The sequence below is a fragment of the Thauera chlorobenzoica genome (assembly GCF_001922305.1).
Classification (GTDB): Bacteria; Pseudomonadota; Gammaproteobacteria; order Burkholderiales; family Rhodocyclaceae; genus Thauera; species Thauera chlorobenzoica.
The window spans coordinates 2,198,026-2,212,533 of sequence record NZ_CP018839.1 but is presented as its reverse complement, the minus strand read 5'-3'; the positions used below and the strand labels follow the sequence as shown (position 1 = coordinate 2,212,533).

Genomic DNA, 14,508 nt, shown 5'->3' with positions numbered 1-14,508 from the left:
CCCGGGGCCGCCCCAAGGTAGGCGACTGTTTCGGATCAACAGGGAGTTAAACCGACATGCAGGACCCGAATCAGGCCAGCCAGAACGCCGCACACAACGAGGCAGCCCCGCCCCCCGAGCAACTGTCTGCCGATACCAGCCCCGAAGCCTGCGCCGCTGCCGCCGACACCACTCCGCAACGCAGCGTCGACCGCATGCCCAGCCTGGAGGAAGCCTTGCGCCAGGCCGAACTCAAGGCCGCCGAGTATCACGACGCCTGGCTGCGCGCGAAGGCCGAGACCGAAAATGTGCGCCGCCGCGCCCAGGAAGACATCGCCAAGGCATCCAAATTCGCCGCCGAGAAGTTCGCCGCCGCGATGCTGCCGGTGAAGGACAGCCTGGAAGCCGCGCTTGCGGTGGAAAAACAATCGGCCGAAAAGCTGTACGAAGGCGTCGAGCTGACCCTCAAGCAGCTGGCGTCGGCCTTCGAGGGCGCGCACCTGGCCGAGGAAAACCCGCTCGGCCAGAAATTCGACCCCAACAAGCACCAGGCCATCAGCGCGATCGAGGCCGACGCCGAGCCCAATACCGTCGTCACCGTGCTGCAGAAAGGCTACCTGCTCAACGAGCGCGTCATTCGCCCCGCCCTGGTCATGGTCGCCAAGGCCAAGGGGCAGTAAGCACTCCGTTCCGGCGCTCCGGGCAGGCATGGCGCCCGCAACAAAGTCCGGACGGTTCGCTTGAAAGTGCCCTGGCACCCCCCCATATTCGCTTCAGACCGGCGCACGCCAAGCGCGCCTCCGAATTCAGCTTCGTAAAGGAAAACCACACATGGGCAAGATCATCGGCATCGACCTCGGCACCACCAACAGCTGCGTTTCCGTGATGGAAGGCGGCAAGCCGAAAGTCATCGAGAACTCCGAAGGCGCACGCACCACCCCGTCGGTGGTCGCCTACTCCGAAGACGGCGAGATCCTGTGCGGCGCGCCGGCCAAGCGCCAGGCCGTCACCAACGCCAAGAACACCCTGTTCGCGATCAAGCGCCTGATCGGCCGCCGCTTCCAGGAAAAGGAAGTGCAGAAGGACATCGACCTGATGCCCTTCACCATCTGCAAGGCCGACAACGGCGACGCCTGGGTCGAAGTGCGCGGCAAGAAGATCGCCCCGCAGCAGGTCTCCGCCGAAGTCCTGCGCAAGATGAAGAAGACCGCCGAAGACTACCTCGGCGAGGAAGTCACCGAGGCGGTCATCACCGTGCCGGCCTACTTCAACGACAGCCAGCGCCAGGCCACCAAGGATGCCGGCCGCATCGCCGGCCTGGAAGTCAAGCGCATCATCAACGAGCCCACCGCGGCCGCGCTCGCCTTCGGCATGGACAAGAAGCCGGGCGACTCCAAGATCGCGGTGTACGACCTCGGCGGGGGCACCTTCGACATCTCGATCATCGAGATCGCCGACCTCGACGGCGAGCACCAGTTCGAAGTGCTCGCCACCAACGGCGACACCTTCCTCGGCGGCGAGGACTTCGACCAGCGCATCATCGACTACATCGTCACCGAGTTCAAAAAGGAACAGGGCGTCGATCTCAAGAACGACGTGCTGGCCTTGCAGCGCCTGAAGGAAGCGGCCGAAAAGGCCAAGATCGAGCTGTCTTCCGGCCAGCAGACCGACATCAACCTGCCCTACATCACCGCCGACGCCTCGGGCCCGAAGCACCTGAGCCTGAAGCTGACCCGCGCCAAGTTCGAATCGCTGGTGGAAGACCTCGTCGAGCGCTCGATCGAGCCCTGCCGCGTCGCCCTCAAGGATGCCGGCATCAAGGTCTCCGAGATCGACGACGTCATCCTCGTCGGCGGCCAGACCCGCATGCCGATGGTGCAGGACAAGGTAAAGGCGTTCTTCGGCAAGGAGCCGCGCAAGGACGTGAACCCGGACGAAGCCGTCGCCGTCGGCGCCTCGATCCAGGGCGGCGTGCTGCAAGGTGAAGTCAAGGACGTGCTGCTGCTCGACGTCACCCCGCTGTCGCTCGGCATCGAAACCCTGGGCGGCGTGATGACCAAGCTGATCCAGAAGAACACCACCATCCCGACCAAGGCCTCGCAGGTCTTCTCCACCGCCGACGACAACCAGAACGCGGTCACCATCCACGTGCTGCAGGGCGAGCGCGAAATGGCCTCGGGCAACAAGAGCCTGGGTCAGTTCAACCTCTCCGACATCCCGCCGGCGCCGCGCGGCATGCCGCAGATCGAGGTCACCTTCGACATCGACGCCAACGGCATCCTGCACGTGTCGGCCAAGGACAAGGCCACCGGCAAGGAAAACAAGATCAAGATCCAGGCCAACTCCGGCCTCTCGGACGAGGAAGTCGAGCGCATGGTGCGCGACGCCGAGGCCCACGCCGAGGAAGACAAGAAGGCGCACGAGCTGGTCGACGCCCGCAACCAGTGCGACGCCCTGATCCACTCGACCCGCAAGGCGCTCGGCGAGTACGGCGACAAGCTGTCCGAGGACGAGAAGTCCAAGATCGAGGCCGCGATCAAGGACGCCGAAGAAGCGATCAAGAGTTCGGACAAGGACACGATCGAAGCCAAGAGCCAGGCCCTGGCGACGGCGGCGCAAAAGCTCGGCGAGCAGATGTACGCCCAGTCCCAGCCCGAAGGCGGCGCCCAGGCCGAAAGCGGCGCCAGCAAGACGGCCGACGCCGACGTGGTGGATGCCGAATTCACCGAAGTGAAGGACAAGAAGTAATCGTCGTTCTGGCGAACTCTTCGCGGCCGAGCCCCGCCGGAGCCCTGCTCCGGTGCCGGCTCGGCCTTTGCTTGATACCCGACTGAGCGAAGCACCATGTCCAAAAGGGATTACTACGAAGTCCTCGGCGTCAACCGCGATGCGAGCGACGACGAAATCAAGAAGGCCTACCGCAAGCTGGCCATGAAGCACCACCCGGACCGCAACCCGGACAACAAGGGTGCCGAGGAGAAATTCAAGGAGGCCAAAGAGGCCTACGAGATGCTCTCCGACCCGCAGAAGAAGGCGGCCTACGACCGTTACGGCCACGCCGGGGTCGACCCCTCGATGGGCGCAGGCCCCGGCGCGCAAGGCTTCGACGGTTTTTCCGATGCGTTCGGCGACATCTTCGGCGATCTCTTCGGGGCGGGGCGCGGCGGCAGCCGCTCCAATGTCTATCGCGGTGCCGACCTGCGTTACAACCTCGAGATCACCCTCGAGGAGGCTGCGCGTGGCGCGGAAAAGACGATCCGCATTCCCACCGTCGAGGAATGCGCCACCTGCCACGGCAGCGGCGCCAAGCCGGGCACCCAGCCCAAGCCCTGCCCGACCTGCAACGGCCACGGCCAGGTGCGTGTGCAGCAAGGCTTCTTCTCGATCCAGCAGACCTGCCCGAAGTGCCACGGCAGCGGCAAGATCATCCCCGACCCCTGCCGCGACTGCGGCGGCGCCGGCCGGGTGAAGAAGCACAAGACCCTGGAAGTGAAGATTCCCGCCGGCATCGACGAAGGCATGCGCCTGCGCCACGCCGGCCACGGCGAGCCCGGGGTCAATGGCGGCCCGCCGGGCGACCTCTACGTCGAGATCCACATCCGCAAGCACGCGATGTTCGAGCGCGACCACGACGACCTGCACTGCGAGATGCCGATCAGTATCTCCACCGCGGCGCTTGGCGGCGAGATCGAGATCCCGACCCTGGAAGGCATGGCGCGCCTCAAGATCCCCGCCGAAACCCAGAGCGGCAAGGTCTTCCGCCTGCGCGGCAAAGGCATCAAGAACGTGCGCAGCCATGTCCACGGTGACCTGATGTGCCACGTCGTGGTGGAAACGCCGGTCAACCTGACCGAGCGTCAGAAGGAACTGCTGCGCGAATTCGAGGAAATCTCCAGCGGCAACGCCGACCGCCACAATCCGAAGGCGAAGTCGTGGATGGACAAGGTGAAGGACTTCTTCGCCACCTGAGCGCACGCCGGAGCCATTCCCGCAGCCGGCACCCCGGCAGACAGCGGCCCCGCTTCCGGCATGTTGCGGAAGCGGGGCCGCTGCATTGGGCGGGGCGGGGTCGACCGAGGCGGGGAAGCCGCAGCGCCGCGGCACCACGCCGCCCTGCGCGCTACCTCCGGATACCGATCATGCTTCCAGCCTGGTCCGGCCGCGGCAGTGCGCCCTGGGCCGCCAGCCAGGCATCCACCCGAGCCTGGACCTCGGGCGGAAAATCGGCGCCGCGCCGGGCCTCCATGTCGATGTGCATGACCATCAGTTCGTTGGTCGCGGCAAGCCAGCCCTCAGTCTCGTGGCGCATCTCGTGGAAGAGGTGGACGCGCTTGTGGTCTGCATCGAGCACGCGCGTGCCGATCACGTAGGGCTGGTCGCGGCCGATCTCGCGGACGTAATTGACGTGCATTTCGAGGACGAAGGTCGTGTGGCGGCAGCGCGCACGGTAGTCGGCGTCGAGGCCGAGCACATCGAGAAAGGCGTCGGTCGCCTGGTCGAACGCCAGCACGTAGTAGGCCACATTCATGTGGCCGTTGTAGTCGATCCAGTCCCCGCGCACCCTGCCGCGCAGGGTGAATCCCGTTTCAGGGCAGTTCGCAGCAGCATTCATGCGGCGGCACTCCGTCGGTTGTCATCGGTGGCTCCGGCACAACCGGAGCCGCGCTCAGGCTCGCCGCCAGGTCGTGCCGCCGGCGCCGTCCTCGAGGATCACGCCGGATTCGAGCAGCTCGGCGCGGATGCGGTCGGCCTCGGCGTAGTTCCTGGCCTTTTTCGCCGCGGCACGCTCGGCCACCCTCCCCTCGATGGCCTCGGGGTCGAGGCCACCGGCATCGGGCACACCGGCCTGCAGGAAGGCCTGCGGTTCGCGCCCGAGCAGGCCGAGCACGGCAGCGAGCGCCTTCAGCTGCGCCGCGAGCGCCGGCGAGGCGCTGCGGTTGACCTCGTTGGCGAGTTCGAACAGCACCGCCACCGCTTCGGCGGTATTGAAGTCGTCGTCCATCGCGGCGCGGAAGCGCTGTGCCGCCGGCTCACGCCAATCGACCGCCGCCTCGGTGTCCGCCGGCACGTTCTTGAGTGCGGTATACAGCCGGGTCAGGGCGTTGCGCGCGTCCTCGAGGTGGGCATCCGAGTAGTTCAGCGCGCTGCGGTAGTGGGCGCGCAGAATGAAGAAGCGCACCACTTCGGGGTCGTACTTCTGCAGCACTTCGCGGATGGTGAAGAAGTTGCCGAGCGACTTCGACATCTTCTCGTCGTCGACGCGCACGAAGCCGTTGTGCATCCAGTAATTGACGAAGGCATGGCCGTGCGCGCCCTCGGACTGGGCGATCTCGTTCTCGTGATGGGGAAACTGCAGGTCCATGCCGCCGCCGTGGATGTCGAAGTGCTCGCCGAGCAGTTCGGAACTCATCGCCGAGCACTCGATGTGCCAGCCGGGGCGGCCGGCGCCCCAGGGCGAAGCCCATTTGACCTCGTCCGGTTCCGTCGCCTTGGCATGCTTCCACAGCACGAAATCGAGCGGGTCGTTCTTGTCGCCCGCCACATCGACGCGCTCGCCGGCACGCAGCTCGTCGAGCGACTTGCCCGAAAGCCGGCCGTAGCCGCCGAACTTGCGCACCGCGTAGCACACGTCACGATTGGCGGCGACGTAGGCCAGGCCCTTCTGCTCGAGACGGCCGATCAGGCTCTGCATCTGGGCGACATAGTCGGTGGCGCGCGGCTCGAAATCCGGGCGCAGCACGCCGAGCGCATCGGCATCCTCGTGCATCGCGCCGATGAAGCGATCGGTCAGGACCCGGATCGACTCGCCGTTGTCCTGCGCCCGGCGGATGATCTTGTCGTCGATGTCGGTGATGTTGCGGACATAAGTCACCTCCATTCCGCTCGCCCGCAGCCAGCGCGCCACCATGTCGAACACCACCATCACGCGCGCATGGCCGAGATGACAGTAGTCGTACACCGTCATGCCGCACACGTACATGCGGACCTTGCCGGGTTCGATCGGGGTGAAGGCTTCCTTGTTGCGCGACAGGGTGTTGTAGATCGTGAGCATCGGAATGACGGAGAAACGAGAGGGAAAACCACGCCGGCGGCGCGATTGTGAGGGGTGGGGCTTGTTGCTAGAATCTTGCGTCGTCCAGCGCCCCAAGGCGCCGCGACGGCAGGGCGCAAATATACCACGGCCGGCAAACCCGCCATTTCGTCCGCCCGCCTGCGGCCGACAGGGCCGTGGGCGTTGCACCGTCCTCCCATCCAGCCCCGGGCCTTATGCCCGCGCACCGGAGATTCCATGAGAAAGCACCTGATCGCCTTTGCCGCACTGGCCACGACCGCGCTGAGCGCGCTCGCCGCCAATCCGATGGTCGAACTCAAGACCAGCCAGGGCGAGATCGTGGTCGAGCTGTTCGCCGACAAGGCGCCGAAGTCGGCGGAAAACTTTGTCCAGTACGTCAAGGACGGCCACTACGACGGCACCGTCTTCCATCGCGTGATCGACGGATTCATGATCCAGGGCGGCGGCTTCGACGCCGACATGAAGCAGAAGGGCACGCGCGCACCGATCCAGAACGAGGCGAAGAACGGTCTGAAGAACGAACCCGGCACGCTGGCGATGGCCCGCACCGCCGACCCTCACTCGGCGAGCGCGCAGTTCTTCATCAACCTCGTGCCCAACACCTTCCTCGACTACCCGTCGCGCGACGGCTGGGGCTACGCCGTATTCGGCAAGGTAGTGAAGGGCATGGACGTGGTGGAGAAGATCGCCAAGGTGCCGACCGCCAACCGCGGCTTCCATCAGAACGTGCCGCTCGAGGCGGTGCTCATCGAGCGCGCCCACGTGCTCGAGGGCGCAGCAGCGCCGGCCAGCAAGACGGCCAGGTAACCCGCCCCGGCCCCGTCATCCGAATTTTTCCAGGAGCACCAACATGGCAGTCAAGCTGCACACCAACCACGGCGTCATCACCCTCGAACTCGACGCCGACAAGGCGCCGGTGACGGTTGCCAACTTCCTCGCCTACGTGGAAGCCGGCCACTACGACAACACCATCTTCCACCGCGTCATCGACGGCTTCATGATCCAGGGTGGCGGCTTCGAGCCAGGCATGAACCAGAAGCCGACCAAGGAGCAGATCAAGAACGAAGCCGACAACGGCCTCAAGAACGATCGCGGCACCATCGCCATGGCGCGCACCCAGGATCCGCACTCGGCGACCGCACAGTTCTTCATCAACGTTGCCGACAACGCCTTCCTCAACCACCGCTCGCCCGACCCGCAGGGCTGGGGGTATTGCGTGTTCGGCCGGGTCAGCGACGGTCTCGATGTGATCGACAGCATCCGCAAGGTCAAGACCGGCTCCAGCGGCTTCCACCAGGACGTCCCCAAGGAAGACGTCATCATCGAGCGCGCCGAAGTTGCCTGATCGCCCTGCCGTTCCCGCTGCCGGCGGGAACCGGCAGCCGGTCCCGATGCCGGAAGCCGTCCGCGCGGCGCTTCCGGCATTGTTCGTTTCCGACCTCCATCTGAAGGAGGAAGAGCCGGACACGGTTGCAGCCTTCCTCGATTTCCTCGCCGGCCCCGCCCGCGGCGCCGGCAGCCTGTTCATCCTCGGCGATCTGTTCGAGTACTGGGCCGGGGACGACGATCTCGACGCCCCCTTTAACCAGCGCGTGTGCAGCGCACTGCACACCCTTGCCGGGCACGGCGTCGGCGTTTTCTTCATCGCCGGCAACCGCGACCTGCTCGCCGGCGAAGGTTTCGCCCGCGCCGCTGGCCTGCAATTGCTCGCCGATCCGTGCCGCGTGCGCTTCGGCCGCGGGGAGGACGCCCCGCTCGTGCTGCTGAGCCACGGCGACGCGCTGTGCACCGACGACCGCGCCTACCAGGCCTACCGCCGCCAGGTACGCGACCCTGCCTGGCAGGCGGACTTTCTCGCCCAGCCGCTCGCCGCACGCAAGGCCTTCATCGCCGACCTGAGGCAAAAGAGCGAAGCCGCCAAGCGCGACAAGGCCATGGAGATCATGGACGTGAACGCCGAGGCCGTAGCCACGCTGCTGCGCGCGCACCGCTACCCGACCCTGGTGCACGGCCACACCCATCGTCCGGCGCGCCACGAGCACGACATCGACGGCCGGCGCTGCGTGCGCTGGGTGCTGTCGGACTGGCATGGCCGCGCCACCTGGCTCACCTTCGACGGCCAGCGCTTCGAAGTTGTGTGCGTCACCGGATGAAAAACTCCTCCCACTCGAGCTCGGTCCACCACTCGGCCTCCAGCCCGTCGCAGGTGTCACCGTAGGCTCGGCACATGAAACAACCGTCACCGCGCGTGAGCGCAGCGTCCTCGACCGGCGGGTAACGGACGAGCAGGGCCGCACCGTCTTCACGCGCGGCCGCCTCTGCCTCGCTCATCGGCCGATCCGGCAACTCGCGAATGCCGCTCCGGAGAAGGCGCTCGACCCCCTCCGGGTAGAGAACGGAATTCTCCGCGTCGATATGACGCCAGAGCGCGTGCGAGTAGCGGGTTGCCAGCCCCCGCAGCCGGACAGCATCGTCCTCGGACAGCGGCCCCTGTTCGAGAAGCGGCACCATCTCGCCCAGCCACCCCGCCATCTCGGCGTGCTCGTGCAAGACGGCGTATACCGGTCCGCGGTCGCCCGGTAGCTCCGCATCCTTGACGAGCGCATCGAAGAACACGCGCTCCTCGCGATCGTGGTGGAAATGGCCGGCAAACTCGGTGAAAAACGCGGCGAAGCGTCTGCCGTCCTCCGGCTCCGCGGTCCCGTCAATGAGTCCTCCGACGTACGTGCGAAACGATCCCAGCACCTGATCGATCAGCACGTGTTCGTCTTGCAATGCGTTGATCAGCTTCATCGTCGATTCATCCTGGTGTACTGCCCCGACCCCATGCGCGGTCAACATCGCGCCGAACCCGCAGTGTGCTGAGATTGTGGAGGGCACTCCCTGACACTCGTCAATATTCCGGACTCCCCTATAATCCCGCTTTTGCCAGCAACCCGAGGCCCCACCGTGGCGACGCCCCTTTTCGAAACTTCCATCAAGAGCCTGCCGCTGCTCGGCCGCGGCAAGGTGCGCGACATCTACGCGATCGACGCCGACACCCTGCTGATCGTGACCAGCGACCGCCTGTCGGCGTTCGACGTGATCCTGCCCGACCCGATTCCGGACAAGGGCCGGGTGCTGGTGGCGCTGGCGAACTTCTGGTTCGACAAGCTCGGCCACATCCTCCCCAACCAGCTCACCGGCATCGACCCCGAGACCGTGGTCGCGCCCGACGAGCGCGACCAGGTGCGCGGCCGGGCGCTGGTGGTCAAGCGCCTGAAGCCGCTGCCGATCGAGGCGGTGGTGCGCGGCTACGTGATCGGCTCGGGCTGGAAGGACTACCAGGCCACCGGGGCGATCTGCGGCATCGCCCTGCCCGCGGGCCTCGCCCAGGCGGCGAAGCTGCCGGCGCCGATCTTCACCCCCTCGTCGAAGGCGGACATCGGCGAGCACGACGAGAACATCTCCTTCGCCCAGGCCCAGGCGCGCTGCGAGGCGATGTTGAAGGACGCGCTCGCCGGCACCGGCAAGAGCGGCGCCGGGCTCGCCGACGAGGCGCGCGCGGCGGCGATCGCGCTGTATTCGGAAGCGGCCGGCTACGCCGCCGGGCGCGGCATCCTGATCGCCGACACCAAGTTCGAGTTCGGCATCGACGCCGCCGGCACGCTGCACCTGATCGACGAAGCGCTGACGCCCGACTCGTCGCGCTTCTGGCCCGCCGACAGCTACCACGAAGGGATCAGCCCGCCGTCCTTCGACAAGCAGTTCGTGCGCGACTACCTGGAAACGCTGGACTGGAACAAGACCGCGCCGGGGCCGCGCCTGCCCGCCGAGGTCATCGAGCGTACTGCGGCCAAGTACCGCGAAGCCTACGAGCGCCTGACCGGACGCACGCTGGACTGAATCCGCGGCCATTTCCGCCACGATCACGACAAAGGGGCGCCCACGAGGCGCCCTTTTTCCTCCGGAGCCCCCCATGCAGACATCCGCTTCCAGCCGCAACCTGGCGTTGGCCGTGGTCATCGCCGCCTACATGCTGTCCTTCTTCCATCGCTTCGCCCCCGCCGGCATCGCCCAGGACCTGGCCGCGGCCTTTCACACCAGCGCGGCGTCGCTCGGCGTGCTCGCGGCGACCTATTTCTACGTGTATACGATCATGCAGGTGCCGACCGGCATCCTCGTCGACACCCTGGGGCCGCGCCGCATCCTGCTGCTGGGCGGGCTGGTGGCCGGGGCCGGCAGCGCGCTGTTCGGCTTCGCCCCGAACCTGGACACCGCGCTGGTCGGGCGCACCCTGGTCGGGCTCGGCGTGTCGGTGGTGTTCATCGCGATGCTCAAGCTGATCGCGGTGTGGTTCGACGAGCGCCGCTTCGCCACCCTTGTCGGACTGTCGATGCTGCTCGGCAACCTCGGCTCGGTGCTCGCCGGCACGCCGCTCGCCGCCATCGCACAGGTCGCCTCGTGGCGCGGGGTGTTCTTCGGCGCCGCCGTCCTGTCGGTGCTGCTGGGCGTCGCCTGCTGGTTCTTCGTCCGCGAAGCGCGCGCGCCGGGCACCCCCGCCCCCCGCTTCGACCGCACCGCCGTGCTCGGCAGCCTGATGGGGGTGCTGAAGAACCGCGCCACCTGGCCTGCGGTGGGGGTGAACTTCGGCATCGCCGGCAGCTTCTTCGCCTTCGCCGGGCTGTGGGCCACCCCTTACCTGGTGCAGGTGCACGGCCTGTCCCGGGTCGAGGCGGCGAGCCACGTGTCGCTTTATTTCGCCGGTTTCGCCGTCGGCTGCCTGGCGATCGGCACCCTGTCGGACCGCCTCGGCCGGCGCAAGCCGGTGCTGATCGCCTCCTCCGCCCTGTACAGCCTGCTGTGGCTGGTGTGGCTGTCGGCGGTGTCGATGCCGATCGCGCTGTCCTACGCGCTGTTCGCCGTGATGGGCGTGGCCACCGCCAGCTTCGCCCTGACCTGGGCCTGCGCCAAGGAAGTGAACCCGCCCCAGCTCTCGGGGATGAGCACCAGCGTCACCAACATGGGCGGCTTTCTCGCCGGTGCGCTGCTGCAACCGGCGGTCGGCCTGATCATGGACGCGGGCTGGGACGGCACCCTGGTCGAAGGCGTGCGCGTGTATGCGGTCGGCACCTTCCGCCACGGCATCGGCCTGCTCGCCGCCGCCGCCCTGCTCGGCACCCTCGCCAGCCTGTTCCTGCGCGAGACGGGGTGCCGCAACATCTGGAAGCCGGGCCCCTGAACCGCCACCGCAGGGCCGGACGCGTCCGGACGGTGCCATACGCAACGCATGGTTTGGACCCGGAACAAATCGTATTCGCGAACTCGCTCCGGCCGGTCTACTCTAAGAATCGGCCCGGCAGCCTCCCAATCCGCAGCCGGGCCGCCCCCCGACCGATGCTGATCAAGCGGAGCGAGCCATGGACAAGCCTTTTGAGACCCTGGAACAGCACTTTCACCTGCCCCACGTGCGCGAAGTCGGCATCGACCGGCCGCTGCTGTGGCTCCGCGCGGGATGGGAAGACATGCGCGAGAACCTGGGCGCGAGCCTGTCCTACGGGGTGATCCTGGCTGCGCTCGGCTACTTGATCCTGTCCTACGCGGCAGGACTGCCTTACCTGTTCACCACGGCGATTTCCGGCTTCTTCCTGATCGGGCCGGTCGCCGCTGCCGGGCTGTACGAAATTTCCCGCCAGCACGAGCAGGGGCACCCGGTCTCGTTTCTCGGCTCGCTGCGCGGCCTGCGCGGCCACGCCGACGGCCTGGCCTACTTCGGCGCCTTCCTCGCGATCGCGCTGATCGGCTGGGAGCGCATCTCGGCGGTGCTGTTCGCCCTGTTCTACGACGGCAACGTCGCCGACCTGTCGAACTTCTTCCGCAGCGTATTCCTGTCCGGCGAGCACCTGTCCTTCGTCGCCGCCTACCTCGTGGTCGGTGCGATCATCGCCACGGTGGTGTTCGCGCTGTCGGTGACGGCGGTGCCGATGCTGATCGACCGCAAGGTCGATATCGTCACCGCGGCGATGGCCAGCCTGCGCGCGGTCGCGGTGAACCCGGCGGCAATGGCGCTGTGGGCGGCGATCATCGTTGGCCTGGTCGCGGTCGGCTTCGCCACCATGATGGTCGGCATGGTGATCCTGCTGCCGCTGCTCGGGCACGCCAGCTGGCATGCCTACCGCGAGCTGATGCGCTGAACGCAGCGGTCACGCCTCGCGGCCCCGAACCCGCCCCGCCCCCTCTCCTTGCGAGCGGCCGACGGGCGCCGAGAACGGCGTCCGCCGGCTTTTTTACGGCACAATGCCTTCCCCACGACCCGGAACGGATTCTCACCAAGGTTCATCGATGCACGACAGCGCCACGCCCCACCTGCCCTCTTCCGCCACCCCCGACCCCGCCAACCCCCTGCTCGACTTCAGCGCCCTGCCGCGCTTCGGCGACATCCGCCCGGCCCATGTCGAACCCGCGGTCCGCAGCCTGATCGACGAGAACCGCACGCTGATCGAACGCCTCACCGCCGACCCGGCGCCGCCGAGCTGGGACGGTTTCGTCGGCCCGATGGACGAGGCCGGCGAGCGCCTGTCGCGCGCCTGGGGCGTGGTCGGCCACCTCCACAGCGTGCTCGACGTGCCCGAATGGCGCGAGGCCTACAACGCGATGCTGCCCGAGGTTTCGCGCTTCTATGCCGAGGTCGGGCAGAACCTGGCGCTGTTCCGGAAGTACAAGGCGTTGCACGACGGTCCCGAGTTTGCCACCCTGTCGCCGGTGCGCCAGCGCATCCTCGAGCACGCGCTGCGCGACTTCCGCCTCTCCGGCGCGGAACTGCCCGACGCGCAGAAACCGCGCTTCCAGGCGATCCAGGAAGAGCAATCGCAACTGGCGGCCAAGTTCTCCGAGAACCTGCTCGACGCCACCAACGCCCACGCCGAGTGGATCACCGACGAGGCCGGGCTTGCGGGGATCCCGGAGGACGCCCGCGAAGCCGCTCGCGCCGCGGCCGAAGCCGACGGCAGGGAAGGCTGGAAGTTCACCCTGCAGATGCCCGCCTACCTGCCGGTGATGCAGTACGCCGACGACCGCGCCCTGCGCGCGCGCATGTACCGCGCCTACGCCACCCGCGCCTCCGAACTGGGCGCGCCCGAGCTCGACAACGGCCCGCTGATCGGCCGCATCCTCGCCCTGCGCGACGAAGAAGCGCGCATGCTCGGCTACAGGAATTTCGCCGAGGTGTCGCTGGTGCCGAAGATGGCCGACAGCCCCGCGCAGGTGCTCGCCTTCCTGCACGAGCTCGCCGCCCGCGCCAAGCCTTTCGCCGAGCAGGATCTGGAGGAACTGAAGGCCTTCGCCAGGGCCGAGCTCGGCCTCGACACGCTCGAACCCTGGGACCTTGCCTACGCTTCCGAGAAACTGCGCGAGCAGCGCTACGCCTATTCCGACCAGGAAGTGAAGCAGTACTTCCCCGAGCCCAAGGTGCTCGACGGCCTGTTCGGCGTGATCCGCGCGCTGTATCGCGTCGACATCCTCCCCGACGAGGCGCCGAAGTGGGACCCGGACGTGCGCTTCTTCCGCATCGAGAAGGACGCAGAGCTGGTGGGCCACTTCTATCTCGACCTCCACGCCCGCAGCACCAAGCGCGGCGGCGCATGGATGGACTCGGCGCGCAGCCGCCACCGCGACGTCTGGGGCAGCGACACGCCGCTCGCCTACCTGGTGTGCAACTTCCCCGGTCCGGTCAATGGCAAGCCCGCCACCTTCACCCACGACGACGTCCTCACCCTGTTCCACGAGTGCGGCCACGGCCTGCACCACCTGCTCACCCAGGTGGACGAGCTCGCGGTGTCCGGCATCCACGGCGTCGAGTGGGACGCGGTCGAGCTGCCCAGCCAGTTCATGGAGAACTTCTGCTGGGAATGGGACGTGCTGCAGGGGATGACCGCCCATGTCGACAGCGGCGAACCACTGCCGCGCGCGCTCTACGACAAGATGATCGCGGCGAAGAACTTCCAGAGCGGCATGCAGACCGTGCGCCAGCTCGAGTTCTCGATGTTCGATCTGCGCCTGCACAGCGAGGTGGATGCGGGAGCGGAGGCAGGCGCCGGCCCGGTGCCGATCGAGCGCGTGATGGCGCTGCTCGACGAGGTGCGGCGCGAGGTGGCGGTGCTGATTCCGCCCGCCTGGCACCGCTTCCCGCACAGCTTCTCGCACATCTTCGCCGGCGGCTACGCCGCGGGCTACTACAGCTACAAGTGGGCCGAAGTGCTGTCGGCGGACGCTTTCGAGGCTTTCGAGGAGGCCGGCGCGGGCAAGGGCAGCCTGCTCGACGCGGAGACCGGCGCGCGCTTCTGGCGCGAGATCCTGGCGGTCGGCGGCAGCCGCCCGGCGCTGGAATCGTTCACGGCCTTCCGCGGCCGCGAACCGCGCGTCGACGCCCTGCTGCGCCACAACGGCATGGTGACGCCGGCCTGACCCGCTGCACGCCG

At 67.3% G+C, this 14,508-nt stretch carries 13 protein-coding genes; 10 read left to right on the top strand and 3 right to left on the bottom strand.

The window, feature by feature from the left end; genetic code table 11:
• The first annotated feature begins 56 nt into the window (after window positions 1-56).
• The 3 genes from grpE to dnaJ all read left to right on the top strand — a co-directional run bounded on the left by grpE (window position 57) and on the right by dnaJ (window position 3,948).
• Window positions 57-659, top strand: a complete 603-nt coding sequence (grpE, locus tag Tchl_RS10255; protein WP_075148316.1) for a nucleotide exchange factor GrpE — start codon at window positions 57-59, stop codon at window positions 657-659.
• A gap of 151 nt (window positions 660-810) precedes the next feature.
• Entirely contained in the window at window positions 811-2,727 is a 1,917-nt protein-coding gene (gene dnaK / locus Tchl_RS10250; RefSeq protein ID WP_075148315.1) for a molecular chaperone DnaK, read from the top strand.
• A gap of 96 nt (window positions 2,728-2,823) precedes the next feature.
• Window positions 2,824-3,948, top strand: coding sequence for a molecular chaperone DnaJ (dnaJ, locus tag Tchl_RS10245; RefSeq protein ID WP_075148314.1), 1,125 nt, complete (start codon window positions 2,824-2,826; stop codon window positions 3,946-3,948).
• Window positions 3,949-4,099: 151 nt separating this feature from the next.
• Here the strand turns inward: dnaJ and Tchl_RS10240 are convergent, their stop codons facing one another.
• Both Tchl_RS10240 and cysS read right to left on the bottom strand, forming a co-directional pair.
• Window positions 4,100-4,591, bottom strand: a complete 492-nt coding sequence (locus Tchl_RS10240) for a thioesterase family protein (RefSeq protein WP_075148313.1) — start codon at window positions 4,589-4,591, stop codon at window positions 4,100-4,102.
• Between the two features lie 54 nt (window positions 4,592-4,645).
• Entirely contained in the window at window positions 4,646-6,031 is a 1,386-nt protein-coding gene (gene cysS / locus Tchl_RS10235; RefSeq protein ID WP_075148312.1) for a cysteine--tRNA ligase, read from the bottom strand.
• Window positions 6,032-6,268: 237 nt separating this feature from the next.
• Between cysS and Tchl_RS10230 the strand changes: the two genes are divergently transcribed.
• Genes Tchl_RS10230 through Tchl_RS10220 form a run of 3 tightly spaced genes read left to right on the top strand, consistent with a single transcriptional unit; the run spans window position 6,269 to window position 8,205 of the window.
• On the top strand, window positions 6,269-6,859 hold the full coding sequence (locus Tchl_RS10230) for a peptidylprolyl isomerase (RefSeq protein ID WP_075148311.1): 591 nt from the start codon (window positions 6,269-6,271) through the stop codon (window positions 6,857-6,859).
• A gap of 43 nt (window positions 6,860-6,902) precedes the next feature.
• Complete coding sequence (locus Tchl_RS10225) at window positions 6,903-7,397, top strand: peptidylprolyl isomerase (protein ID WP_075148310.1); 495 nt, start codon at window positions 6,903-6,905, stop codon at window positions 7,395-7,397.
• 46 nt (window positions 7,398-7,443) lie between these two features.
• Entirely contained in the window at window positions 7,444-8,205 is a 762-nt protein-coding gene (locus tag Tchl_RS10220; RefSeq protein WP_075148309.1) for a UDP-2,3-diacylglucosamine diphosphatase, read from the top strand.
• Here Tchl_RS10220 and Tchl_RS10215 read toward each other — a convergent pair.
• Window positions 8,195-8,845 (bottom strand): hemerythrin domain-containing protein, encoded by a 651-nt coding sequence (locus Tchl_RS10215; protein WP_075148308.1) that lies wholly within the window; start codon window positions 8,843-8,845, stop codon window positions 8,195-8,197. The two genes, Tchl_RS10220 and Tchl_RS10215, sit on opposite strands and share 11 nt — an antisense overlap.
• Window positions 8,846-9,001: 156 nt before the next feature.
• On the opposite strand from Tchl_RS10215, the gene Tchl_RS10210 reads away from it, so the two are divergent.
• From Tchl_RS10210 to Tchl_RS10195, 4 genes are all read left to right on the top strand, one after another.
• Window positions 9,002-9,937, top strand: a complete 936-nt coding sequence (locus Tchl_RS10210) for a phosphoribosylaminoimidazolesuccinocarboxamide synthase (RefSeq protein WP_075148307.1) — start codon at window positions 9,002-9,004, stop codon at window positions 9,935-9,937.
• Between the two features lie 73 nt (window positions 9,938-10,010).
• Window positions 10,011-11,273, top strand: coding sequence for an MFS transporter (locus Tchl_RS10205; protein WP_075148306.1), 1,263 nt, complete (start codon window positions 10,011-10,013; stop codon window positions 11,271-11,273).
• 178 nt (window positions 11,274-11,451) lie between these two features.
• A complete protein-coding gene (locus Tchl_RS10200) occupies window positions 11,452-12,225 on the top strand; it encodes a DUF2189 domain-containing protein (RefSeq protein WP_075148305.1) in 774 nt (257 codons plus the stop codon).
• Window positions 12,226-12,373: 148 nt separating this feature from the next.
• The gene (locus Tchl_RS10195; protein WP_075148304.1) at window positions 12,374-14,494 is read left to right on the top strand and encodes a M3 family metallopeptidase; all 2,121 of its coding nucleotides are present in this window, start codon (window positions 12,374-12,376) and stop codon (window positions 14,492-14,494) included.
• Window positions 14,495-14,508 lie beyond the last annotated feature (14 nt).